This window comes from Streptomyces sp. Z423-1, assembly GCF_013009255.1.
GTDB classification, from domain to species: Bacteria; Actinomycetota; Actinomycetes; order Streptomycetales; family Streptomycetaceae; genus Streptomyces; species Streptomyces gossypiisoli.
Genome location: NZ_CP053109.1, coordinates 6,654,693 through 6,678,013, shown reverse-complemented (window position 1 = coordinate 6,678,013; position 23,321 = coordinate 6,654,693). Strand labels below are relative to the sequence as shown.

The 23,321-nt window shown below is 72.3% G+C and carries 20 protein-coding genes and 1 pseudogene; 11 read left to right on the top strand and 10 right to left on the bottom strand.

What is annotated here, in order from left to right:
* Positions 1–32 precede the first annotated feature (32 nt).
* Positions 33–728, top strand: coding sequence for a bifunctional 4-hydroxy-2-oxoglutarate aldolase/2-dehydro-3-deoxy-phosphogluconate aldolase (gene eda, locus HJD23_RS29930; RefSeq protein ID WP_171110893.1), 696 nt, complete (start codon positions 33–35; stop codon positions 726–728).
* On the opposite strand, the gene HJD23_RS29925 is transcribed toward eda, so the two are convergent.
* Genes HJD23_RS29925 through HJD23_RS29915 form a run of 3 tightly spaced genes read right to left on the bottom strand, consistent with a single transcriptional unit; the run spans position 703 to position 3,730 of the window.
* Positions 703–2,124, bottom strand: coding sequence for a bifunctional RNase H/acid phosphatase (locus HJD23_RS29925; RefSeq protein WP_171110895.1), 1,422 nt, complete (start codon positions 2,122–2,124; stop codon positions 703–705). The genes eda and HJD23_RS29925 overlap by 26 nt on opposite strands.
* An 11-nt stretch (positions 2,125–2,135) precedes the next feature.
* Entirely contained in the window at positions 2,136–2,879 is a 744-nt protein-coding gene (locus tag HJD23_RS29920; RefSeq protein ID WP_180686367.1) for a C4-type zinc ribbon domain-containing protein, read from the bottom strand.
* Entirely contained in the window at positions 2,876–3,730 is an 855-nt protein-coding gene (locus tag HJD23_RS29915) for a Nif3-like dinuclear metal center hexameric protein (RefSeq protein WP_171110903.1), read from the bottom strand. The genes HJD23_RS29920 and HJD23_RS29915 overlap by 4 nt, the downstream gene beginning before the upstream one ends.
* Before the next feature lie 267 nt (positions 3,731–3,997).
* Between HJD23_RS29915 and HJD23_RS29910 the strand changes: the two genes are divergently transcribed.
* Positions 3,998–5,227, top strand: a complete 1,230-nt coding sequence (locus HJD23_RS29910; RefSeq protein ID WP_171110904.1) for a hypothetical protein — start codon at positions 3,998–4,000, stop codon at positions 5,225–5,227.
* Positions 5,228–5,335: 108 nt separating this feature from the next.
* On the top strand, positions 5,336–5,491 hold the full coding sequence (locus HJD23_RS29905) for a hypothetical protein (protein WP_171110906.1): 156 nt from the start codon (positions 5,336–5,338) through the stop codon (positions 5,489–5,491).
* A 67-nt stretch (positions 5,492–5,558) separates the two neighbouring features.
* Here HJD23_RS29905 and HJD23_RS29900 read toward each other — a convergent pair whose 3' ends face one another.
* From HJD23_RS29900 to HJD23_RS29890, 3 genes are all read right to left on the bottom strand, one after another.
* The gene (locus HJD23_RS29900) at positions 5,559–6,491 is read right to left on the bottom strand and encodes a 3-oxoacyl-ACP reductase (RefSeq protein ID WP_171110908.1); all 933 of its coding nucleotides are present in this window, start codon (positions 6,489–6,491) and stop codon (positions 5,559–5,561) included.
* 91 nt (positions 6,492–6,582) lie between these two features.
* Entirely contained in the window at positions 6,583–7,659 is a 1,077-nt protein-coding gene (locus tag HJD23_RS29895; protein WP_171110910.1) for a Zn-dependent alcohol dehydrogenase, read from the bottom strand.
* A gap of 30 nt (positions 7,660–7,689) precedes the next feature.
* Positions 7,690–8,589, bottom strand: a complete 900-nt coding sequence (locus tag HJD23_RS29890) for a MaoC/PaaZ C-terminal domain-containing protein (RefSeq protein WP_171110911.1) — start codon at positions 8,587–8,589, stop codon at positions 7,690–7,692.
* A gap of 243 nt (positions 8,590–8,832) precedes the next feature.
* Between HJD23_RS29890 and HJD23_RS29885 the strand changes: the two are divergent.
* Positions 8,833–9,279 (top strand): annotated as a pseudogene (locus HJD23_RS29885) (response regulator); the annotation flags it as partial.
* 626 nt (positions 9,280–9,905) lie between these two features.
* On the opposite strand, the gene HJD23_RS29880 reads toward HJD23_RS29885, so the two are convergent.
* Complete coding sequence (locus HJD23_RS29880; protein WP_171110914.1) at positions 9,906–11,336, bottom strand: DHA2 family efflux MFS transporter permease subunit; 1,431 nt, start codon at positions 11,334–11,336, stop codon at positions 9,906–9,908.
* A gap of 166 nt (positions 11,337–11,502) precedes the next feature.
* Between HJD23_RS29880 and HJD23_RS29875 the strand changes: the two genes are divergently transcribed.
* The 7 genes from HJD23_RS29875 to HJD23_RS29845 all read left to right on the top strand — a co-directional run bounded on the left by HJD23_RS29875 (position 11,503) and on the right by HJD23_RS29845 (position 19,602).
* Positions 11,503–12,075, top strand: a complete 573-nt coding sequence (locus HJD23_RS29875) for a TetR/AcrR family transcriptional regulator (RefSeq protein WP_171110916.1) — start codon at positions 11,503–11,505, stop codon at positions 12,073–12,075.
* Positions 12,076–12,153: 78 nt separating this feature from the next.
* On the top strand, positions 12,154–13,326 hold the full coding sequence (locus HJD23_RS29870; protein WP_171134150.1) for a GDSL-type esterase/lipase family protein: 1,173 nt from the start codon (positions 12,154–12,156) through the stop codon (positions 13,324–13,326).
* Positions 13,327–13,455: 129 nt separating this feature from the next.
* Positions 13,456–15,195: an MFS transporter gene (locus HJD23_RS29865; protein WP_171110919.1), complete on the top strand. Its 1,740-nt coding sequence runs from the start codon at positions 13,456–13,458 to the stop codon at positions 15,193–15,195.
* Between the two features lie 448 nt (positions 15,196–15,643).
* Positions 15,644–16,294 (top strand): class I SAM-dependent methyltransferase, encoded by a 651-nt coding sequence (locus HJD23_RS29860; RefSeq protein WP_171110921.1) that lies wholly within the window; start codon positions 15,644–15,646, stop codon positions 16,292–16,294.
* Positions 16,295–16,562: 268 nt separating this feature from the next.
* Positions 16,563–17,531, top strand: a complete 969-nt coding sequence (locus tag HJD23_RS29855) for an N-acetylmuramoyl-L-alanine amidase (protein ID WP_171110923.1) — start codon at positions 16,563–16,565, stop codon at positions 17,529–17,531.
* Positions 17,532–17,689: 158 nt separating this feature from the next.
* Entirely contained in the window at positions 17,690–18,496 is an 807-nt protein-coding gene (locus HJD23_RS29850; RefSeq protein ID WP_171110925.1) for a DUF5336 domain-containing protein, read from the top strand.
* 95 nt (positions 18,497–18,591) lie between these two features.
* On the top strand, positions 18,592–19,602 hold the full coding sequence (locus HJD23_RS29845) for an LLM class F420-dependent oxidoreductase (RefSeq protein ID WP_171110927.1): 1,011 nt from the start codon (positions 18,592–18,594) through the stop codon (positions 19,600–19,602).
* 4 nt (positions 19,603–19,606) lie between these two features.
* On the opposite strand, the gene HJD23_RS29840 is transcribed toward HJD23_RS29845, so the two are convergent.
* From HJD23_RS29840 to HJD23_RS29830, 3 genes are read right to left on the bottom strand one after another with little or no spacing between them, the layout of a single operon-like run.
* The gene (locus HJD23_RS29840) at positions 19,607–20,359 is read right to left on the bottom strand and encodes a hypothetical protein (RefSeq protein WP_171110929.1); all 753 of its coding nucleotides are present in this window, start codon (positions 20,357–20,359) and stop codon (positions 19,607–19,609) included.
* On the bottom strand, positions 20,346–21,920 hold the full coding sequence (locus tag HJD23_RS29835; RefSeq protein WP_171110931.1) for a VWA domain-containing protein: 1,575 nt from the start codon (positions 21,918–21,920) through the stop codon (positions 20,346–20,348). Before HJD23_RS29835 ends, HJD23_RS29840 begins: the two co-directional genes overlap by 14 nt.
* Positions 21,917–23,188 carry a hypothetical protein gene (locus tag HJD23_RS29830; RefSeq protein WP_171110933.1) on the bottom strand — a complete coding sequence of 424 codons (1,272 nt, stop codon included), beginning with the start codon at positions 23,186–23,188 and terminating at the stop codon, positions 21,917–21,919. Before HJD23_RS29830 ends, HJD23_RS29835 begins: the two co-directional genes overlap by 4 nt.
* Between the last annotated feature and the right edge of the window lie 133 nt (positions 23,189–23,321).

Below are 23,321 nucleotides of genomic sequence, written 5' to 3'. Positions count from 1 at the left end.
GTATGGTGTATCGCCCCGGCACGATGAGGCGCATGACCGACTCCGTGCTCGATCTCGCTCCCGTCGTCCCCGTGGTCGTCCTCCCGGATGCCGCCGACGCCGTGCCGCTCGCGCGGGCGCTGGTCGCCGGAGGGCTGCCCGCGATCGAGGTGACGTTGCGGACGCCGGGCGCGCTCGACGTGATCCGGGCGATCAGCGGGGCGGTGCCGGACGCGGTGGTCGGGGCCGGGACGGTGATCACGCCGGGGCAGGTCGAGGACGCGGTGTCGGCGGGGGCGCGTTTTCTGGTGAGCCCGGGCTGGACGGACGTACTGCTGGAGGCGATGCGAGGGTCCGGGGTGCCGTATCTGCCGGGGGTGTCGACGACGTCCGAGGTGGTGGCGTTGCTGGAGCGCGGGGTGCGGGAGATGAAGTTCTTCCCGGCGGCCGCCGCGGGGGGTACGGCGTATCTGAAGTCGCTCGCCGGGCCGTTGCCGCAGGCGCGGTTCTGTCCGACGGGTGGGATCGGGCTCGCGTCGGCGCCGGAGTATCTGGCGTTGCCCAACGTCGGGTGCGTGGGCGGCAGTTGGATGCTTCCGGCGGACGCGGTGGCGGCCCGGGACTGGGAGCGCATCGAGCGGCTGGCCCGGGAGGCGGCCTCGCTCAACGCAGGTGATCTCGGCGCAGGTGATCTCAGCTCAGGTGATCTCGGCCCAGCTGATCTCAGCGCAGGTGAGAGGTGTCGTTGAGGAGGCGGACGCTGGCGTTGCCGTCGGCGTAGTACGCCACGACCGACAGGGAGGCCGCCGCGAGTTCCATCCGGAACAGGGACTCGGGCGGGGCGCCGAGGGCGAGGCGTACCAGGGTCTTGATCGGGGTGACGTGCGTGACGAGCAGGACCGTGCGGCCGGCGTACGCCGCGATCAGCTTGTCGCGGGTGGCGGCGATCCGGGTGGCGGTCGCCGCGAAGCTCTCGCCGCCGCCGGTGGGTTCGGCGTCCGGCGCGGCGAGCCAGGCGCTGAGGTCGTCGGGGTAGCGCTGGTGCACCTCGGCGAAGGTGAGGCCCTCCCAGGCGCCGAAGTCCGTCTCGCGCAGTCCGTCGTCGATGCCGACCTCCAGCCCGAGGCGCGCGGCGACGATACCGGCGGTCTCGCGGGTCCGGGCGAGCGGTGACGCCACGACGGCCTGGATCGTCCCGCGCCTCGCCAGCGCGACGGCCACCCGTTCGGCCTGCTCCCGGCCGATGTCGGAGAGGGCGGGGTCGCTGCCGCCACTGCCCGAGAAACGCTTCTCCGGGGTGAGGGGGGTTTCGCCGTGCCTCAGCAGCACGAAGGTGGCGGGCGCACCCAGGTCGGGGGCGCCCCAGCCGACGCGGGGGGTGGCGACGTTGCGGGCGGCGTTCACATCGGCGTCGGAAGAGGCGGCGTTCGCACCGACGCCCGAAGCGGCAGGCGCGGAAGCAGAAGGCTCCGGAGCGGACGACTCCGACGACGTACCCGCCGGGACGGAGACGGCCTCCTCCGAGGCGGAAGGCGAGCCCGCCGGGGACGACACGCGTTCCGAAGCGGAAGGCGCACCCGTCCGGGCGGACACAGGCCGCGAAGGCGAACCCCCCGAAGACCGCCCCGCCAACGCCGCACGCGCCCTCGCCGCCCCCGCCGCCGCATCCCCGGGCGGACCCTCGGGCTCGGGAACCGGCGCGGTCCCGGCGACCGGGGAAGGCGTCCACGCCTCTCCCCGCGCCCCCGCGTCCATCGCCTCGTTGGCCAGGCGGTCCGCGTGGCGGTTCTCCTCGCGCGGGATCCACTCGTACGTCACCCGGCCCACCGGGAACACCCGCCCCGCCTCCATGGCCAGCGGCTTCATGTCGGGGTGCTTGATCTTCCAGCGGCCGGACATCTGTTCCACGACCAGCTTGGAGTCCATCCGGACGCGCACGGACGCGGTGGGGTCGAGGGCATGGGCCGCGCGCAGGCCGGCCAGGAGCCCCCGGTACTCGGCGACGTTGTTCGTGACGACGCCCAGGTACTCCGCCGTCTGCGCCAGCGTCTCGCCGGTCGCCGCGTCGATCACCACGGCGCCGTAACCCGCGGGCCCGGGGTTGCCCCGGGAACCGCCGTCCGCCTCGACGATGAACTCCCGCACCGCAGCGGCTCCTACAGACCCGACTCGGCGGTCCGCACCAGGATGCGGCGGCAGTTCTCGCACCGCACCACCGTGTCCGGCGCCGCCGCGCGGATCTCGCTCAGCTCCGTGATGGCCAGCTCCTGGCGGCAGCCCTGGCAGGTCCGCTGGTAGAGCTTGGCCGCGCCGATGCCGCCCTGCTGCCCGCGCAGCTTGTCGTAGAGCTTCAGCAGATCCGCCGGGACCGCGCCCGCGACGACCTCGCGCTCCTTCGTCACCGACGCCGCCTCACCGTCGATCTCCTCGAACGCGGCGTCCCGGCGCGCGGTCGCGTCGTCGATCCTCGCCTGGACGGAGCCCACCCGCTCGGTCAGCTCGGCGACCCGCTCCTGCGCGGACTCCCGGCGCTCCATGACCTCCAGCACGACGTCCTCCAGATCGCCCTGCCGCTTGGCGAGGGAGGCGATCTCGCGCTGGAGGTTCTCCAGGTCCTTGGGGGAGGTGACGGCTCCGGAGTCGAGACGCTGCTGGTCGCGCGTGGCGCGCTGGCGCACCTGGTCGACGTCCTGCTCGGCCTTGGTCTGCTCGCGGGCGCAGTCGCTCTCCTCGGTCTGCGCGGCCACGAGCAGGTCGCGCAGCTGCGTGAGGTCCTTGGTCAGCGACTCGATCTCGGCGTGCTCGGGCAGCGACCTCCGCCGGTGTGCGAGCTGCTGGAGGCGGACGTCGAGGTCCTGGACGTCGAGGAGTCGGATCTGGTCGGCGGGCGCGGCGTTCAGTTGGGGGCTCCAGGAGTATGTGTCGGGTTGGACGCCGCGTGGGCGGTCCAGGGGTCGGTGACCGTCTTCGAGACATGGACGCGCAGGTCCCAGCCGTGGCGGTCGGAGATCTCGTCGAGCTGGGCGGCGGCCAGCTCGCACCAGGGCCACTCGGTGGCCCAGTGCGCCGCGTCGAGCAGCGCGAGGGGACTGTGGGCGACGGCCTCGGAGGTCGGGTGGTGGCGCAGGTCCGCGGTGAGGAAGGCGTCGGCCCCGGCGGCCCGTACGGCGTCGAAGAGGCTGTCGCCCGAGCCACCGCTCACCGCCACGGTGCGGACCGTCGCCTCCGGGTCGCCGGCCACGCGGATGCCCTGCGCGGTCGCGGGCAGCCGTTCGGCGGCGAGGGCGGCGAACTCGCGGACGGTCAGCGGGTGGTCCAGCTCGCAGATACGTCCGAGGCCGCGGCGTCCGTCGGGGTCGCTCGCGTCGGGCACCAGAGGCCGTACGACCCGCAGGTCCAGCGCCCCGGCGAGCGCGTCGCTGACGCCCGGGTCGGCGGTGTCGGCGTTGGTGTGGGCGACGTGCAGCGCGATGTCGTTCTTGATCAGGGTGTGGACGACGCGGCCCTTGAAGTGGGTCGCCGCCACCGTCGTCGTACCGCGCAGGTAGAGCGGGTGGTGGGTGACCAGCAGGTCGGCGCCCAGCTTCACCGCCTCGTCGACGACGTCCTGCACCGGGTCGACCGCGAACAGTACCCGGTTGACGTCCTGGCCGGGGTCGCCCACGACCGTGCCGACCGCGTCCCAGGACTCGGCCCGCTCGGCGGGCCACAGGTTCTCCAGCGCGGCGATGACTTCAGACAGACGGGGCACGAGGGAAAGGCTACCTGGCCCCTCTCTGCGCCTGAACCGGCGCCGCTCTCGCGGACGTGGTCGCTCGCCGCCGTGGTTCCTCAATTGATGGTTGCGGTGATCTTCGCGAGAAGTTTCGCAGCCGTCGACCGATGCCCCTCCCAGCACACCGACCCCCGTTTCCTCACGGGAACCGCCGGACCGCCACCCTTACGTGTGAAGCAGCCGTCGGCTGGTTCCCCGCCTGTGCGTACGAAAACTAGCTTCGTCGCTGGAGGTGACCGAACGATGACTGCCTGTGTTGTCGAGCCCGCCGCGGGGAACGAGGACGCCCCCTCCCCGCCACCGGGCTGCGTGATCACGGTGGACGGCGCGTACGCCGCACGCCTCGCCCGCAGCGGCGACTCCTGGTTCCCGGAGCGCTGGACCCTGGACGGCCCCGAGCCCTACGCCGTGCCGCTGCCCGGCAACCAGCCGGAGGAACCCGGCACCGAGGTCCAGCCGATGAGCGACGGCCGGGTGCTCATCCGCCGCCTCGCCGCCGGACGGCACGCCTTCTCGCTGCTGTACCCGACCGGCCCCGGCACCGGCGAACTGGCGCTCGGCGCGGTCGAGTGCCACGACCCCGGCACCCGGCTGCGGCTGCTGCCGCCCGCGCCGGGCGGCGACCACGCCTACGCCCTCGCCGTCGGCCGGTACTCCAGCACCGTGTGGCGGGTCGCGGGCGGCGCCTTCGGGCCGGAGCCTGTCGCCCAGATCCCGGGGCACTGCTCGGGCGGGGCGTGGCTGGACCGGGCGGGGCGGATGCTGGCCCTGGACCGGGAGTCCGGCGGCCGGACCAAGACGGTCGTGGTGGACCTCGGGCGCGGCGGCGAGGTGTCGCCGCTGCTGCAGATCGCCGCCGACAGCGACGACCGGCTGCTGCTCGCCGACCCCGACAGCGGGCTGCTGCTGATCCGCTCCGACGCGCCCTGCCCCGGCGACGGCGGGCGGCTGGGCTGGGGGGTGCTGGGCAGCACGCTGCCGGTGCGGTTCCCGGAGTGTCTGCGGGCGGGCGGGGACTGTGCGGTGACGCCGTTCGCGATCCAGCCGGGGCAGGTGCTGACGCCGGAGAGCTGCGGCGTGGCGCTGCGCATCGACGGTCCGGTCGGCAGCTGGGTCGGCGTGTGGCGGCCGGCCGAGCGTCAGGTACGTCATCTCCCGGGACCGCAGGGGTGGTTGGCGGGCGCCGGGGTGTGGACGAGGGACGGCGTGCTGCGGCTGCCGTACGCCACGGAGGGGGTGCCGTGCGGCGTGGCGGAGTGGGCGGTGCCTGCGGAGGTGCCGAGCGCCGGCACGGGGAACACACAGGCGGGGGGCGAGGGGGGCACGAGCCCGGGGGATCCGGTTCCGGACGGCGCGGCTTCGACGGCTGAAGCAGCCGCGGAGCCGTCGGAACCGGGTCCTCCGGAACCTGCCGCACCGCGTCCGGTGCCGTTGCAGCAGGCGCCGCTGGGCGGTCGTATGGCAAGTAGGTAACGAAGTAATGCCGGTTGGCGTGTGCGCCTGGATTCGGCCCGAGGTGTCCTGGTTAAACTCGCCCGGCTGTTGAGCAAAAGATCATGTTGACGGGGTGAATTTCTTCCGATGAGCGACGCCAGCACGTCCCAGCCGCTGCCCGACGTCCAGGACACCGCCGGCCACGGTCGGCACCGGGGTCCGGTCTCGACACAGGACACCGAGTCGGCTCCTCGCGGCCGGCACCGCAAGCCGGTGCAGCAGCAGACCGAGTCGGCGGCCTGACGTACGTCAGTCGACGGGACACGAGGCCCCGTTCACCGATGGGTGAGCGGGGCCTCGCCCTTGTCGCCTACTCGCGCCGGAGCCCCAGCACCTCCGCCGCCGCGAACGTCTCCCCCGGCCCCCGCTCGGCGAAGTGCGCGGTGAGCAGCGCCTCCAGCTCGTCGTACGTGAACGTGTCCTGCTTGCTGTCGAACTTGGCCCGCACCCGCGGCCGTTCGAGGACCGCGACCATCCCGCCGTGCACGACGAACAGCTGCCCGTTGATCCGCCCGGCGGCCGGTGCGGCCAAGCAGCCGACGAGCGGGGCGACATGCTCGGGGGCGAGGGGGTCGAGGCCGCTGGCCGGTACGTCGGTGAAGACGTCCTCGGTCATCCGGGTCCGGGCGCGCGGGCAGATGGCGTTGGCCGTGACGCCGTACTTGGCGAGAGCGTGGGCGGTGGACGTGGTCAGGCCGACGATGCCGCCCTTGGCCGCCGCGTAGTTGGGCTGTCCGGCGGAACCCGCGAGGAACGCCTCCGAGGAGGTGTTCACGATCCGCCCGTACACCGGCTGCCCGGCCGCCTTGCTCCGCTCCCGCCAGTGCGCGGCGGCGAAGCGGGTGGTGTTGAAGTGGCCCTTGAGGTGGACCCGTATCACCGAGTCCCACTCGCCCTCCGTCATGGAGAAGACCATGCGGTCGCGCAGGATGCCGGCGTTGTTGACAAGGATGTCGAGCTTGCCGAAGTGACCGATGGCCAACTCGACCAGCTCTTGCGCTTGTTGGAAGTCGGCCACGTCCCCGGTGTGGGCGACGGCCGTGCCGCCCGCCGCACGGATCTCGGCGACCGTCTCCTCGGCGGGACCCGCCGAGGCCTCGCCCGTGCCGTCCCGGCCGGGCTGCCCGTAGTCGTTGACGACGACGGCCGCGCCGAGCCGGGCCAGCTCAAGCGCCTCGACCCGGCCGAGACCGCGCCCGGCGCCGGTGACGATCGCGGACAGCCCCTCAAGTGGCAGTGACATACGACCCCTTCGGCTATGACATACGGCCCATCGGCAATGACATACGGCCCTTCGGCAGTGACATACGGCCCCCTCGCGCCTTCCTGTCGGCTCAGATCTCGATGCAGGTGCGCAGCGAGGTGCCGGTGCGCATCTGGTCGAGGGCCTCGTTGATCCCGGCGAGCGGAACGCGGTGGGTGATCAGGCCCGCGAGGTCGATCCGGCCCGCGCGCCAGAGCGCGATCGTCCGCTCGTACGCACGCAGCACGTCGCCGCCGCCGTACATCGACGGCAGGATCCGCTTCTCGTCGAAGAACAGCTCGAACATGCTGAGCTGGAGGAAGTCGTCCATGGCGCCCGCGCCGACGACGACCAGGGTGCCGCCGCGCCGGGTGGTCTCGTAGGCCGTGCGGGCGGTGGCCGACTTGCCGACGACCTCGAAGACGTAGTCGAAGCCCTCGCCGCCGGTGATCTGCTGCTTGGCGTCGGCCAGTTCGTTCGGCGCTACGGCCCTGGTGGCCCCGAACCTCAGCGCGGCCTCCCGGCGTCCGGCGACCGGGTCGACGGCGACGATCTCGGCGGCGCCCTTCAGCCGTGCGCCCTGGATCGCGGAGATGCCGACGCCCCCGCAGCCGATGACGGCGACCGACGCACCGGCCTCCACATCGGCGGTGTTGAGCGCGGCGCCGAGCCCGGTGGTGACCCCGCAGCCGATGAGGGCGGCGATGTCGAAGGGCACGTCGTCCGGGACGGGCACCGCGCAGCGGGCGTCGACGACGACCTCCTCGGCGAAGGTGCCGGTGCCCGCGAAGCCGAAGAGGTCTCCGGCGGGGCGCCGGTAGTTGGGGGTGCCCGCGTTCATGAAACCGGCCAGGCACAGGTGGGGCTGGCCGCGTTTGCAGGCGGGGCAGGTGCCGCAGGCGGGCAGCCAGCAGACGACGACCCGGTCGCCCGGGTTCAGGCCGCTCACGCCCTCCCCGACCTCGATGATCTCGCCCGCCCCCTCGTGGCCCGGCACGAACGGTGCCGGTTGCGGCAACACGCCGCTCATCGCGGACAGGTCCGAGTGGCACAGCCCGGTGGCGCGCACCCGGATCCTCACCTTGCCGGGGCCAAAACCCGTCGCCTCGACGTCGTCGAGGATCTCCAGCTTCTCCTGGCCGATCTCGTGCAGTACGGCTGCGCGCATGGTGCGGCTCCCCTCCAGAGTCCGTCGTCCTTACGTGTGCTGAACGATCGTGTCGGCCAGGACCGGCGCGTCGTCCCGGTCGACCGCGCTCACGGCGACCCGCACCGCCGTCTCCTGCTCCTGCTCCTGCTCCCGCTCCTGCTCCTGCTCCCGCTCCTGCCGCCACATCCGGATGCGCAGGGTCTCGCCCGGATACACCACCCCCGCGAACCGCGTGGCGTACGAGCGCACCCGGGTGACATCCCCGCCGAGCAGCGTGTCCACGACCGCCTTCAGCGTCATGCCGTAGGTGCACAGCCCGTGCAGGATGGGCCGCTCGAACCCGGCGACCTTGGCGAACTCCGGGTCGGCGTGCAGCGGGTTCCAGTCCCCGGAGAGGCGGTAGAGCAGGGCCTGGTCCGCACGGACGGCCCGCTCCACGGTCCGGTCGGGCTGCCCGGCGGGCGCTTCGAGGCGCGTGGACGGCCCGCGCTCGCCGCCCCATCCGCCTTCTCCCCGTACGAAGATCTGGGCGTCGTTGGTCCACAACGGGCCCTCGGCGTCGGCGACCTCGGTGCGCAGCACCAGGACAGCGGCCTTGCCCTTGTCGTACACGGCGGCGATGCGTGAGGTGGCGGTCGCGGTGCCCGTCGCCGGGATCGGCCGGTGCACCTGGAGTGCCTGGCCGCCGTGCAGGACGCGGGCGAGGTCGACCTCGACACCCGGCATGGACAGTCCGCTGATCACGCCGGGTGAGCCCGCGCCGGCGACGGTGGCGAAGCTCGGCAGGACGTGCAGACGGGACTCCAGGGTGTAGCGCAGCTCGTCGGGGTCGGTGGCCGGGAGGCCGGCGCCGATGCCGAGGTGGTAGAGCAGGACGTCCTTGGGGGTCCAGGCGATCTCTCCGGTCCGGGGTTCGGCGGCGAGCGCCTTGGCTGCGTCGATGGGCATGGGGCTCCTGAATGCTCGCGGGGCTGAGAACCTCGGTGCGACCGTCCGCACCGTCGGCCGCACCGAGGTCGTCACGAGGCCGTGAAACCCGCCCGTTCTAGAACGCGTTCCAGTACGGCGAACCTCTGTATAGCCGAGCCGTTCGGACTTGGGAAGACTGCTGACGGTATGTCAGGTGAGTGTTGTTCACCTCCTGGCAGGGCCGCGACCACACCCCGGGCCTACGCTGAGGAGGTGAACGAGATGCCCCGTGACCACCGGCCCGCCAAGTCCATCAGGGTGCTGCTCGCCGAGGACGGGTCGATGAGCCGCGGCGGGCTCGCCGTGCTCCTCGGTCTGGTGGACGACATCCAGGTCGTCGCCCAGGTGCCGACCGGGGATGCCCTGGTGGACGCGGCCCTCGTGCACCGCCCCGACGTGGCCCTCCTCGACGTCGAGCTCCCCGGCATCAGCGGCCTGGACGCCGCCGCAGGCCTGCGCGAGCAGGTACCGGACTGCCGGGTGCTGATCCTCACCACCTTCGCCCGTCCCGGCCTGCTGCACCACGCCCTGGCGGCCGGAGCCGCGGGCCTCCTGATCAAGGACGGGCCCGTGGAGGAGCTGACCACCGCGATCCGCCGCGTCCTGACGGGCGAAACGGTGATCGACCCGGCACTGACCGACGCTTCGGCGTCGACAGCCCCGAGGCCACCGGTCGCCTGAGCCACCCGAAGACCACGGGCTGCCGGAGCCATCCCCGAGACCACCCACGCCCGAACCTCACCGAAGCCGACGGTCGCTTGAGCCACCCCGAGACCACCACCGCCCGAGCCCCCCCAAGACCACCGGCAGCCCAAGCCACTACAAGACCACTGGCCGCCCAAGTCACCCCAAGACCGGCCGCCCGAACACCCCAAGACCACTGGCCGCCCCAGCCACACCAAAAACAACCGACGGCCCCAGCAACCCCCAAGACCACCGCCGCCCCAGGTTCAGCGAGACGACCGGCCGCCCACCGGCGGCCCCGGCCACCCCAGGACCACCGGCTGCCCCAGCGTCAGCGAGACGACCGGGGGCCCGAGCGTCACCGAGACCACCGGCTGCCCCACGCCAAGACCACCGTCGCCCAGCCGCCCAAGATCACCGCCGCCCCAGCATCAGGGACAGGACCGGCCCCGAGCCTCACCGAGACCACCGGCCGCCCAAGCATCACCAAGCCCACCCGCCGCCCAGCGCAAGACCACCAGCCGCCCAAGCCTCACTGAGGCCACGTTCGCCCGAGCCTCACCAAGCCCAGCCACCGCCGAGCCTCACCAAAGCCCACCCACCGCCGAGCCTCACCGCACCCCCGCCTTCCGCGGCAACCACACCGCCATCACCACCGCCCCCACCACCAGCACCCCCGCACTCGCCCGGAACGCCAAGGCATACCCCTCCGTGAGCGCCGCGGGCGTGCCGCTGCCCGCCGTTCGTGCCGCCGCGATCGTGGACATGGCGGCGAGTCCCAGCGAACCGCCCATCACACGGGAGGTGTTGATGAGCCCCGACACCAGCCCCGCCTCCCCCGGCTCCGCTCCCGACATGGCCAGCGTCGCCAGCGGCGTCGTCGCCAGCCCGGCCCCCAGCATCATCAGAATCCCCGGGAACATGATCGCCGTCGGATACGCCCCCTCCACACTGATCGTCGACTGCCACCCGAACCCGGTCGCGGCCACCACGGTCCCCAGCACGGCCACGTTCCGCGCCCCCGCACCCCGCATCAGCCGCGGCGCGAGCTTGGAGCCGACCACCACGGCCAGCGAGCTGGGCATCAGGGCCAGGCCGGCCTCCAGTGGCGTGTAGCCGAGCACGTTCTGCGCGTACAGCGTCATGAAGAACCACATGCAGAACATCGCCGACCCGCTCAGGAACATCGCCACGTTCGCCGACGCCACCGACCGCAGCCGCAGCAGCCCCAGCGGCATCAACGGAGCCGCAGTACGCGCCTCCACCAGCAGGAACGCCCCGATCAGCACCAGCCCCGCGACCAACGGAACCAGCGTCGCCGCCGCCGTCCATCCCGCGGCCTCGGTCTGCGAGATCCCGTACGCCAGCGCCCCCAGCCCCGCGGTCACCAGCACCGCGCCCGGCAGATCCAGCCGCCGCCCGTCCCCGGCCCGGCTCTCCGGCAGCCACCGCAGCGCGCCCAGCAGGACCACCGCCCCGACCGGCACATTGATCAGCAGCACCCACCGCCACGACAGCCCGTCCACCAGCAGCCCGCCGACCAGCCCACCCGCGGCCCCGCCCCCCGCGCCGACCGCCGTCCACGTCGCGATCGCCCGCGCCCGCGCCGCCCCCTCCGGCACCGCCGCCGTGAGGATCGTCAGCGTCGAGGGCGCCAGCACGGCCGCGCCCAGCCCCTGCGCCGCCCGCGCGGCGAGCAGTTCCCACCCCTCCCGGGCCAGCCCGCCGCCCAGCGAGGCCAGCGTGAACAGCGCGAGCCCGACCAGGAACATCCGCTTGCGCCCGTACAGATCACCGGCCCGCCCGCCCAGCAGCATGAACCCGGCGAAGGCGATCGCGTACGCGTTCACCACCCACTGCAACCCGGAGCCGCTCAGCCCCAGGTCGGCCCGCATCGAGGGCAGCGCCACGTTCACGACGGACACATCGAGGACGACGAGGAACTGCCCGGAACAGGCGAGCGCCACCACCAGCCACGTGGGGGCGGCGCCGGTACGACGGGATATGCGTGGGTCGGGTGCGGCTCGGAGCATGCGGGCCATGCTCTCAACCGTGCCACGGCCCCCGCATCGGGAATTGGCCCCACGATGCGTCGGCCCTACGGCCTAGGCACGCTCTCCCCGGCCCTTCCCATGCCTACATCCAAATCCATTTGCCTAAAAGCTTTAGGCAGATGCAGGATCGTATCCGGTATATGGAAGGATGCTTATGGCCGCCCGCGTAGGACTGACCCCCGAACGCCTCACCCAGGCCGCCGCCGAACTCGCCGACGAGGTCGGCTTCGACCAGGTCACCGTCTCCGCGCTCGCCCGCCGCTTCGACGTCAAGGTCGCGAGCCTCTACTCGCATGTGAAGAACTCCCAGGACCTCAGGACGAGGATCGCCCTGCTCGCCCTGGAGGAGATGGCCGACCGCGCCGCCGACGCCCTGGCCGGGCGGGCCGGCAAGGACGCCCTGACCGCCTTCGCCGACGTCTACCGCGACTACGCCCGCGAGCACCCCGGCCGCTACGCCGCCGCCCAGCTCAGACTCGACCCCGAGACGGCCGCCGCCGGCGCCGGGGTCCGGCACGCCGCCATGACCCGGGCCATCCTGCGCGGCTACGACCTCACGGAGCCCGACCAGACACACGCGGTCCGCATGCTGGGCAGCGTCTTCCACGGTTACGTCAGCCTGGAGCTGGCCGGCGGCTTCAGCCACAGCGCCCCCGACGCGCAGGAATCCTGGTCCCGGATCCTCGACGCCCTCGACGCCCTCCTGCGCAACTGGCCCCCGGCCTGACCCGCAAGCAAGCCCCCCGAACCAACAGGCGGAAACACGCCCCGAACCACAGGCAGAGGCCATGCACCCCACGCACCCCTGGATCACCACCCCCTCACCCCCGCCCTGCTGCGCGGCGCCCTCGACATCGAGCGCACCGCGCACGGCCTGCTCCCGCACCGGCTGCCCGCCGCCGCCCGCGCCCAGAACACCGACGCACAGCTCGCCATGGCCGAGGCCCAGCCCTCCGGCGTACGGCTGGCCTTCCGCACCCGCGCCACCGCCGTCGAGCTGGACACGCTCCCCACCAAGCGGGTCTACGTCGGCGCCCCACCGCGCCCGGACGGTGTGTACGACCTGCTCGTCGACGGCCGCCTGACCGACCGGGCCTCCGCGACCGGCGGCAACACCGTCACCATCGACATGGCCACCGGCACCGCCGAGCACCGCCCCGGCCCGCCCGGCACCGTCCGCTTCGGCGGCCTGCCCGACCGTGCCAAGACCGTCGAGATCTGGCTGCCGCACAACGAGACCACCGAACTCGTCGCCCTGCGCACCGACGCCCCCGTCGAGCCCGCGCCGGACCCCGGCCGCAAGGTCTGGCTGCATCACGGCAGCTCGATCAGCCACGGCTCGGACGCCGCGAGCCCCAGCACCACCTGGCCGGCCCTCGCCGCTGCCCTCGGCGGTGTCGAGCTGATCAACCTGGGCCTGGGCGGCAGCGCCCTGCTCGACCCCTTCACCGCGCGTGCGATGCGCGACACCCCCGCCGACCTGATCAGCGTCAAGATCGGGATCAACCTGGTCAACGCCGACCTGATGCGCCTGCGCGCCTTCACCCCCGCCGTCCACGGCTTCCTGGACACCCTCCGCGAGGGCCACGCCACCACACCGCTGCTGGTCGTCTCCCCCATCCTGTGCCCCATCCACGAGGACACCCCGGGCCCCTGCGCCTTCGACTTCAGCGCCCTCGGCGCGGGTCGACTCCGGTTCCGGGCGGCGGGCGACCCGGCGGAGACGGCCGCCGGAAAGCTCACCCTGAACGTCATCCGCACCGAACTGTCCCGAATCGTCCAGCAGCGCGCGGCCGACGACCCTCACCTCCACTACCTCGACGGCCGCGAGCTCTACGGCGAGGCCGACCACGCCGAGCTGCCGCTGCCCGACGACCTCCACCCCGACGCCGCCACCCACCGCCGCATCGGCGAACGCTTCGCCGGACTCGCCTTCACCGCCGACGGGCCCCTCGCCCCTGAGACACCACGGCACTGACGCCGCATCAGTTCCCCATGAGAGGGTCAAGGATTCCTTAGGGACTCGAAGGACCGGAATAGTTGCCCGAGCGCACGTGGTTCATCGTGAACGTATCCGCGATCTTCTTCCGGCCCGGAGGCCCCCGCAATGACGCTCACGACGACCGACCAGCCCTCCGGCAGAGCGAGCGGAGCCGTCGTCCCACTGCTCGCCTTCGCGGGCATCGTTGTCGCGGTGATGCAGACCCTGCTCGTCCCGGTCATCAAGGATCTGCCGCAACTGCTGGACACCTCGCCCAGCAACGCCACCTGGGTCCTGACCTCCACCCTCCTCTCGGGCGCCGTGGCCACCCCGATCATGGGCCGCCTCGGCGACCTGTACGGCAAGCGGCGCATGCTGGTCACGAGCCTGACGGTGATGGTGGTCGGCGCGCTGATCAGCGCGGTCACCAGCGCACTGCTCCCGATGATCGTCGGCCGCACGCTTCAGGGCTTCTCGATGGGCGCGATCCCGCTCGGCATCGGACTGATGCGCGACATGCTGCCGCGCGAGCGGCTCGCCTCGGCGATGGCGCTGATGAGCTCCTCGATCGGCGTCGGCGGCGGCCTCGCGCTGCCCGCCGCGGCCCTGGTGGCCCAGCACACCGACTGGCACGCCCTCTTCTACGGCGCCGCCGGCCTCGGCGTCCTCGCCATCGCCCTCGTCCTCCTCGTCGTACCGGATTCCCCGGTCCGCGCGGAGGGCGGCTTCGACCTGCTGGGGGCGCTGGGCCTGTCCACGGGTCTGGTCCTGTTCCTGCTCCCGATCACCAAGGGCAGCGACTGGGGCTGGTCGTCGGCCACCACGCTCGGCCTGTTCGGGGCCGCCGCCGTGGTCCTGGTCCTCTGGGGCCTGCTGGAGCTGCGCAGCTCCGCGCCCCTGGTGGACCTGCGCACCACCGCCCGCCGCGAGGTACTGCTCACCAACCTCGCCTCGATCATGGTCGGCGTCTCCTTCTACGTCGTCTCCCTCGTCCTGCCCCAGCTCCTCCAGCTCCCCGCCGCCACCGGCTACGGCCTCGGCCAGTCGATGGTCGTCGCCGGTCTGTGCGTGGCCCCGCTGGGACTGACGATGATGTTCACCGCGCCGGTCTACGCCCGTCTCTCCGCCCGCTACGGCCCGCGCACCACGCTGATCATCGGCCTCCTCGTCATCGCCCTCGGCTACGCCGGCGGCCTCGGCCTGATGAGCGCCGCCTGGCAGACGGTCGTCACCTCGGTGGTCCTCGGCGCGGGCATCGGCCTCGCCTACTCCTCCCTGCCCGCGCTGATCGTCGGCGCGGTCCCGGCCTCGGAGACGGGCGCGGCGAACGGCCTCAATACTCTGATGCGGTCCATCGGTACGTCGGTCTCCAGCGCCGTCATCGGCATGGTGCTGGCGAACACCGCGAACACCGTCGGGGGCGTCGAGATCCCCACCCTGCACGGCTTCCGCGTCTCCTTCCTGATCGCGACCGCCGCCGTCGCCGTCGGCCTGGTCCTCGCCCTGTGCCTGCCCCGCCGCCGCCCCGCCGGCAAGCCGCAGCTGCGGGCGAGCAGCGGGGAGGACGCGAGCCTGGAGCGCGCGATGGCGGCGCCGGCCGGTTTCCGCGGCCGGGTCCTGGCCGCCGACGGCACGCCGGTCGCCCGCGCCAAGGTCACGCTGATCGACCGCCGGGGCCGGCACGCGGGCGCGACGGTCTCCGCCGAGGACGGCAGCTACGCCCTCACGGTCCCCGCCGAGGGCCCCTACGTCCTCGCCGCCCAGGCCACCGGCCACGGCCCCAGCGCCCTGTCCGCAACCCACACCGGCGACACCCACCCGATCGCCCTGAACCTCTCCCTGCCGGGCAAGGCGGTGACAGCCTGAGCCCGCCGGCCCCCGTCTCCGCACGCCCGATCACGGCACCGACCGCAGGCACGGCAGCATGGGCCAGGCAGTCATGACCTGAGCCCCCCCCGAGCCCCCGGGTCACCGCACCAACCGCAGACACCGCAACCACGGCCCCAGCGCCCTGTCCGCAACCCCGACCGGGGGTGCGGCAGCAAGCACGAGGCGGCTACGCCCTCAACCGCCCGCACCCCCCGCCACCACATCGACCAAGGGCGCAGCCGCACGCGCCAGGCATGCACGACCTCAGTCACCCGCCCCCGTCCCCGCACCCCCGCCACCACATCGACCCAAGACCCCACAGCACACGCCAGCCCATCACGACCAGAGCCACCCGCCCCCATCCCCACACCCCCCGTCACCACGACGACCGGGGGTGCGGCAGCATGGGGCGCCCAGACATACGTACGACCGGAAGGCCCTGCCGATGACCGCGGTGCCCAAGCCCGAGATCCTGGCCGCGTTCGAGGCGGCGAAGGGGTTCATGCCCGCGGGTGAGGGCCTGGCCCTGTACTCGGCGGCCATGGAGGCCGCCCGGCTCGGGCTCCCCCTCCTTGAGGTCGGCACCTACTGCGGGCGCTCCACGATCCTGCTCGCCGACGCGGCCCGCGCGGCCGGCGTCACCGCGCTCACCGTCGACCACCACCGGGGCAGCGAGGAGCAGCAGCCGGGCTGGGACTACCACGACCCGGAGACGGTCGACCCCGAGGTCGGCCTGATGGACACCCTGCCCACCTTCCGCCGCACCCTGCACCGGGCGGGCCTGGAGGAGCACGTGGTGGCGTTGGTCGGCCGGTCCCCTCAGGTGGCGAAGATCTGGCGGACCCCTCTCGGCCTGGTTTTCATCGACGGCGGTCACACCGACGAGCACGCCACCGCCGACTACGAGGGCTGGGCGCCCCATGTCGCGGACGGCGGCCTGCTCGTCATCCACGACGTCTTCCCCGACCCGGCCGACGAGTTCACCGGCCAAGCCCCGTACCGCGTCTACCTCCGCGCCCTCGCCTCGGGCGCCTTCACGGAGGTCTCGGCGACGGACTCGCTGCGGGTGCTGCGGCGCACCGGCGCCGGGATCTGACCGACCGCCACCCAACGGCCGCCACCCATTGGGACGTGCATAGTCACGGTTGTCGCGGTCCCGGCCGCTAGGGCCTGTCCGGCGGATCAGGTCGGAGGCAAGCGGCGGCGCCTCATAAGCGCAGGTGAGCGGGGCGTGGTGCGTCCAACTGCAAGGCGGAGGAGGGAGTCGACGCGGAGCGTCGGCGACCGACGACAACGCGGCAGACGGGCGTGCCACGCCCCGCGTCTCCGACATGATCCGCCGGACAGGCCCTAGGGTGGCAGGCGTGTCGTACACAGGTCCGGAGTTCGATTCGCCCGCGCCCCGCCGCCGTCACCGCGGGGCGATGACCGTCGCCGTCACTGCCCTGGTGCCCGGCGCACTGCTCGGCTGGCTGGTGTACGAGGCGGTGGGTGACACCGGCGGACCGGGGTCGGGGCGTACGGAGGCCAAAGCCCCCTCGACGCCCCAGGTGTCCCCGTCACCCACGTCCCCGTCACCCGCGTCCTCGTCGAGCGCGAAGCCCACCGCCTCCTCCACGTCCCCCGCCGCCGAGCCCGCACCCGCCCCCTCCGCCGCGGCCCCGCTCAGCGGCAAGGTCGTCGTCATCGACCCGGGCCACAACCCGCACAACTTCCAGCACACGGCCGAGATCAACCGCAAGGTGGACATCGGGACGAACTGGAAGGAGTGCGACACCACCGGCACGGCGACCAACGCGGGCTACACGGAAGCCGAGTTCACCCTCGACGTCGCCCGCAAGCTGCGCGCTCTCCTTGAAGAGCAGGGCGCCACGGTGAAGCTGACGCAGAACGGCGACCGGACGTACGGGCCGTGCATCGACGAGCGGGCGCGGATCGGCAACGAGGCGAAGGCCGACGCGGTCGTCTCCATCCACGCGGACGGTTCCGGGACGGGCAACCGCGGGTTCCATGTCATCCTCCCGGCGTCCGTGCACGCGGGCGCCGCCGACACCCGGCCGATCGTCGCACCGTCGCGCGAACTCGGCGAACGCATCGCGGGCAGCTTCGTCCGCGTCACCGGCAGCGCGCCCGCCAACTACGTCGGCGGCGGCACCGGTCTCGTCACGCGTCAGGACCTGGGCGGTCTCAATCTGTCAACGGTTCCGAAGGTCTTCATCGAGTGCGGCAACATGCGCGATAGCAAGGACGCGGCCCTGCTGATCAGCGGAGCCTGGCGGCAGAAGGCGGCGCAAGGGATCTCTGAGGGAATCGTGAGTTTCCTGCGCGGGTAGTGATCGGCGCGATCATACCGGCGGACAGGTCGTTCGTACGGACGATAGTGTCATCCCCACGATGAGGGGCCACCCCCGCGCTTCACACCGGGGCCGTACGGCGACATGGTGACAGCGACGCCTCTACCGACGACGAGACGACCTACGAAGGACCTGAAGTGAATATCCGCTCCCTCACTCGAGGCGACGGCGTGGTGATCGGAGCAGCGGTGTTGCTGTTCATCGCGTCGTTTCTCGACTTCTACTCGTCCGACGGCGCGCCGGAGGGCCTGGACATGCCCAGCCTGTGGGGCAGCGGCCCGGTGCTGATGAGCGTCGTGCTGGCGGGCGTCATCGGCGCCGCACTCGTCGTCGTCGGCCGTGGGCTGCCGCAGGCCCCGAAGGTCGCGGGGCTCGACCTCGGTCAGTTCGGTGTCGCCTTCACGGTGTTCGCCGCGTGGAGCGCGCTCGGCAACGTCTTCGATCCGGCGAGCGCCGCCAACAACTTCGGCACCGGCTCCTCCGACGGCCCCGACGCCGGGATCGGCCTGATCCTCGCCCTGGTCGCCACCCTCGTCATGGCCGCCGCCGCGATCGCCACCCCGCTGGTCCCCGCCCTCAAGGGCGCCCTCATCCCGGCTCCCCGTCCCGCCGCCCCCCAGCCGCCCTACGGCGGCCAGCCGCAGGGCGGTTACGGCTACCCCGGCGCCCAGCAGCCCGCCGGCTACGGCCAGCCGCAGCCGGGCCAGCCCGGTCAGCCCTACGGCCAGCCGCAGCCGCCCGCCGCCGACTTCTCGCCGTTCTGGTTCGCCGTGCCGGTGCCGCGCCCGCTGTTCGCGGAGGACGGCTCGCCCACCCCGATCGCCGAACTGGCGCCGGGCACCTGGTACCTGGCCGTCGAGCAGCGCGGTCCGGCGCTGGTCGCGCAGACGCAGGACGGCCGCCGGGGTGTCCTGCAGGACACGACCGGTATCCAGCGCGGCTGACCTGCCCGCCGTACGTACGGCCCCTCGCCCTTCCGGGCGGGGGGCCGTTGTCGTACAGTCGACGCCTGTCAGCTGACGGACAGTCAGGAGGCGGCATGCGACTCGGTCTCGCGCTCGGCTACTGGGGCCGCGGCCCCTCCCCCGACCACGTGACGCTCGCGCGGGAGGCCGAGCGGCTCGGGTACGACTCCGTGTGGACCGCGGAGTCGTGGGGCTCGGACGCCTTCACCCCGCTCACCTGGATCGCCGCCCATACGTCAACCATCAAACTGGGCACGGCCGTTGCCCAGATGGCCGCCCGCTCTCCCACGACCACCGCCATGCACGCCCTCACCCTCGACCACCTCTCCGGCGGGCGGATGATGCTGGGGCTGGGGCTGTCCGGGCCGCAGGTGGTGGAGGGCTGGTACGGGCGGCCGTTCCCGTCCTCGCCGCTGACCGCGACCCGGGAGTACGTCGATGTCGTACGGCAGGTCCTCGAGCGGCAGGCCCCCGTCGAAGTCGACGGGCGGTTCCACCCACATCCGTACCGGGGCGCGGACGGTACCGGCCTCGGCAAGGCGCTCAAGCCGATCACCCATCCACTCCGCCCCGACCTGCCTCTCCTGCTCGGCGCCGAGGGCCCGAAGAACATCGCGCAGACCGCCCGGATCGCCGACGGCTGGCTGCCGCTGTACTGGTCGCCGCTGCGCACCGACGTGTACGAGCCCTCCCTCGCCGGCGCTCCCGAGGGCTTCCTCGTCGCCCCCATGGCGCAGGCCCGGGTCTGCCGGGACGTCGCCGAGGGGCTGCTGCCGGTCAAGGCGATGCTCGGCTTCTACATCGGCGGCATGGGGCACGCCCGGCGCAACTTCCACGCCGAGCTGATGGCGCGCATGGGGTACGAGGAGGAGGCCCGGCGGATCCAGGAGCTGTTCCTCGACGGGCGGCGGGAGGAGGCCGTGCGGGCGGTGCCGGACGCGTTCGCGGACGAGATCTCCCTCGTCGGACCGCGGGAACGCATCGCGCAGCGGCTGGAGTTGTGGCGCAAGGGCCCGGTGACCGACCTGCTGGTGCTGGCCCCGGACCCGCACACCCTGCGGGTGCTGGCCGAGCTGAACTCCTGACGGCTCAGCGGAAGATGGCGACCGGGTCGAGGGTCAGCTTCTTCTGGCCCTCGTCCCAGGCCAGGACCTTGCCCAGGCAGCGGGCCGTGAACTTGCCGGTGTAGTAGTGGTCCTCGTGGAAGTCGCCACGGCCCTGGGCCTCGAAGCACATGATCTCCACGTGCGCGCCGGTGCCGTACGGGGCACTGAGGCGGACGCCGTTCTCCTCCCGTTTCGCGGTGAAGCCGCCGGTGACGGAGACGTATGCCAGCCCCAGGGCGCTGAGGGGGATCTCCCCGTCGGGGTATCGGCGGCTCAGCCGGTCCGCGCTCTCCCGGTTGAGAACGAGGTCGCCCTCGATGAGGTCGGCGTCCACCACGCGGTCCTCCTTGCGCATGGCGTCCATGACGACGCCGATGACGTTCATGGGGTTGGCCTCGCGGAGGTAGGTGGTGACCTGCTCCCGGGTGACGCCGCGTTCCGCCTTGCCCATCCAGAAGAAGAGCCTGCCCCACAGCCCGTAGTTGTTCTGCACCTGGAGCCGGTGGGCGACCTCCTGGCTCAGGGACTGGGCGAAGCCGCCGACCTCGTAGATGTCCATGACGCGCTGCTTGTGCAGGTAGAAGCACATGTCGAGGTGCGTCCCGCCCGGCTTGCGCCGACTGCGCAGGCGCCGCCACCCGTATCCGAGCACGATGGCGAAGTTCGCCGCCGTGGCGGCCCAGACGAGCAGCCACGGCCACCACAGGCCCCACCACTGACCATCAATGACACCCACGGATCTCCTTGAACGCGTCGGAGAGGGAGGAGAGGCCCGCGTCGACCATGCGGCCGCCGGTCGCGGCGGCGGCGCGCTCGAGGGCCGCCGCGTCGGCCTCTCCGAAATGGACGGGGAAGGTGGGCACCGCGTCGGCGTCGCTGCCGAGGGAGTCGTGGCGGCGCAGGAACTCCTCGTAGGTGATGCCCGCGTTGTTCTCGCCGTCGGTCATCAGCACGATCGCGACGGGCCGTGCGGGGTCGTCGCGTACGGCGTCGGTGGCGATGCGGTAGCCCCGGTCGAGGGCGGTCCATACGGCGGTGGCGTCGTCGTAACCGCCTTCGGCGACCAGCTGGTCGAGGGTACGAAGGTCGGCGTCGCCGCGCACGGTCACCGTACGCTCCTGAAGTATCCGGCCGCCGAACCGGACGACGGTGAGCCGCTCGCCGCGGTAGAAGCGGGCGAACTTGCCGGTGGAGGTCTCGTCGGCGCCGCTCAGCCCCGCGAAGGCGGCCCGCAGCTCGGCCATCCGCTCGCCGCGCATCGACGTCGAGAAGTCGAGGACGAAGACGACCTGGTCGGCGGTGCGGCTCCGGGGGTCGCCGTAGTCGGTGATCAGCTGCTGGACGATGGAGAGGCTGTCGGGGAAGGAGAGCGCGTTGCCGACGTCCGTGCGCAGCGGCTCGGACGGCTCGACGTCGTGGCTGACCGGGCGCCGGAAGGTGCGTTCCATGAGCTCGCGTTGGGTGTCGTCGCTCAGCAGCCAGTCCACCACCCTGCGATACGCCGACCGCTGCTCCTGGTCGAGCAGCAGCAGCGGGAAGTCGGAGAGCACCATGCCGTCGTCGGGGTGCACGATCCGCAGGGGCTCGTCCCGCCGGTCGTCGGCGTTCAGCGACAGCAGCTCCGCCTCGTGCGCGATCAGCGCGTTGGTGCCGCCCGGCTTGCTCAGATAGGCGTCGATCAGGTCCCGGGAGCTGTCCGCGGTGAGGCTCTGGCCGGAGCGGAAGCCCCGCAGCCGGTCGCAGGAGACGTCCTCCTCGCGCAGCGCGCGCCCGGTGCGGGCGGCGGCGGTGGCGACGCCGACGAGCGCGGCGCGGCCGGTGTCGCTGCGCCGGGGGTCGGCCATCCCGAACCGTACGGTGCCGTCGGCGGCGGCGTCCGCCACGTCCGCCCACGAGATCCGGCCCTCGGGGGCGGCCTTGCTCAGCTTGTCGGCGACGTCGGGTTCGAGGCCGACGACGACGGGTGAGCGCATGACCGGGGTGGTCTCGGGCCGGGTCAGGGCGCCCTCGGAGGCCTGGACGCGGAGCGTGAAGGAGCGGTCCGAGGCGAGCCACGCCAGGTCGTACGCCGGGCTGCCCGGGTACTGCCCTTCGAGATCCGCGTTCGCCTCGTACTCCATCTCCAGCGCGACGCCCGTGTCCTCCTCCAGCTCGTCCAGCAGCGGCTCGATGTCGGCGAGTTCGGGGCTGGCGACGACCCGGAGGGTGACCGGGTCCTGGTCCTGGGTGCAGGAGGTGAGGCCGGCGAGGAGGACCAGGGTGAGCGAGGCCGTCAGGGCGCGTACGAGCCGTGTCATTCGGAGCCGCCCGGGTTGGGCGGTGGGCACTCGCCGACGTAGTTGATGATGTCCTGCAGGATGTCCAGGTCGGGTTCGAGCGCCTTGGTCTGGTCGGGGTTGGGGACCGGCTGCTGTATGCCGTGGTCCTGGAGGTACTTGTCCAGTTCCTCGCTGGCGCCGCTCTCACCGGAGAAGCGGATGCGGAAGCCCAGCTCCAGCGCCCGCCGGCGCAGTTCCTCGTCCTCCCTGATCAGCTCGACCAGCCGGTCGCCCCGGGGGCTCAGGGAGATGAGCTGCGGCTCGGTGAGCGCGTAGGGCCTGGGGTAGAGCAGAACGCGGTTGGTGTCCTGCTCGTCGTGCTTTTCGTGGTGGGCGATCTGGTGGGCCAGGAACTGGTGCTCGTAGATCACGGCGATGGAGGCGATGGATTCGCCGAGGGCGGAGAAGTAGCTGTCGGCCTGCTCGTCGGCCCACATGCCCTGCAGGCTGACGAGGGGTTTGATCTTCGCGGCGATCCGGTCCACCTCCTCCTTGGCGCGCCGGGGTTCGTTGGGGTGGCTGGAGCCCGGGGTCTTCGCGTTGTTGGCGACGAAGGCGAGCAGGCTCAGATAGGTGCCGGCGGAGTTGGACTCGCAGACGTTGGACGTGCGCACCAGGACGCTGCCGCTGTTGCTGCGGTTGCCGCCGGTGACGGTTTTGAAGCCGATGCCGTTCCAGGTGTCCGCCTCACTGCCCTCGCCGTCCCGGGGGTTGCCCTCGTCGTCGACGCCGTCGAGCAGGGTCATGAACTTCGCCATGTCGAGGTCGTAGTAGAGCGTCGGTTCCCCGCTCGTCGACCGCTGCGGTGTGGCCACGCCCGCCTTCACGAGGGTCTCCGCGTAGTCGCGGAAGCTGCCGAGGACCAGCGGGGAGACGAAGGGGCGCACCGACTGCCCGGTGTCGTCCGGCCGGTCCAGGATCAGCTTCGCGGCGGGCTGACCGGACGGGAAGACGACGTCCAGGCCCTTCAGGGAGCGGGTGGCGATGCCTCGGGAGCCGAGGCGGCGGATGTCCACGCGGATGCCGTGCTTGAGTAACAGCCGTTTCACTTCGGGGTCTTTGAAGTAGTCGGACTTGGACGCCATCCGCGACTCGATGACCGTGATGCGTTCGAACGGCCGGAGCGCGTTGCCGGAGATCAGCAGCGACAGCAGACCGGCGAGGGCGAGCGGCAGCGCGACGACGACGAGGCGCGGGACCCGGCGGTGTGTCGTTCTGCGGGTGGTGAGTCTGGGTTCCTCGGACAACGGCCCTCCTGCCGCTCAAGGGGGCAGGATCATCAGAGACCCCGTGGAACACCATTCCCCGGAGTGGTCAACTCCACCCGAACGTGGGGTAAATGAGCGGCAGTTGTGAGGGCGCGGCTTTCGGGTTTCGGCC

Excerpts from the sequence above, each read along its gene's own strand:
- eda (WP_171110893.1), top strand. The coding sequence starts at position 33 with ATGACCGACTCCGTGCTCGATCTCGCTCCCGTCGTCCCCGTGGTCGTC.
- HJD23_RS29910 (WP_171110904.1), top strand. The coding sequence starts at position 3,998 with ATGACTGCCTGTGTTGTCGAGCCCGCCGCGGGGAACGAGGACGCCCCC.
- HJD23_RS29905 (WP_171110906.1), top strand. The coding sequence starts at position 5,336 with ATGAGCGACGCCAGCACGTCCCAGCCGCTGCCCGACGTCCAGGACACC.
- HJD23_RS29900 (WP_171110908.1), bottom strand. The coding sequence starts at position 6,491 with ATGTCACTGCCACTTGAGGGGCTGTCCGCGATCGTCACCGGCGCCGGG.
- HJD23_RS29895 (WP_171110910.1), bottom strand. The coding sequence starts at position 7,659 with ATGCGCGCAGCCGTACTGCACGAGATCGGCCAGGAGAAGCTGGAGATC.
- HJD23_RS29890 (WP_171110911.1), bottom strand. The coding sequence starts at position 8,589 with ATGCCCATCGACGCAGCCAAGGCGCTCGCCGCCGAACCCCGGACCGGA.
- HJD23_RS29880 (WP_171110914.1), bottom strand. The coding sequence starts at position 11,336 with ATGGCCCGCATGCTCCGAGCCGCACCCGACCCACGCATATCCCGTCGT.
- HJD23_RS29875 (WP_171110916.1), top strand. The coding sequence starts at position 11,503 with ATGGCCGCCCGCGTAGGACTGACCCCCGAACGCCTCACCCAGGCCGCC.
- HJD23_RS29865 (WP_171110919.1), top strand. The coding sequence starts at position 13,456 with ATGACGCTCACGACGACCGACCAGCCCTCCGGCAGAGCGAGCGGAGCC.
- HJD23_RS29860 (WP_171110921.1), top strand. The coding sequence starts at position 15,644 with ATGACCGCGGTGCCCAAGCCCGAGATCCTGGCCGCGTTCGAGGCGGCG.
- HJD23_RS29845 (WP_171110927.1), top strand. The coding sequence starts at position 18,592 with ATGCGACTCGGTCTCGCGCTCGGCTACTGGGGCCGCGGCCCCTCCCCC.
- HJD23_RS29835 (WP_171110931.1), bottom strand. The coding sequence starts at position 21,920 with ATGACACGGCTCGTACGCGCCCTGACGGCCTCGCTCACCCTGGTCCTC.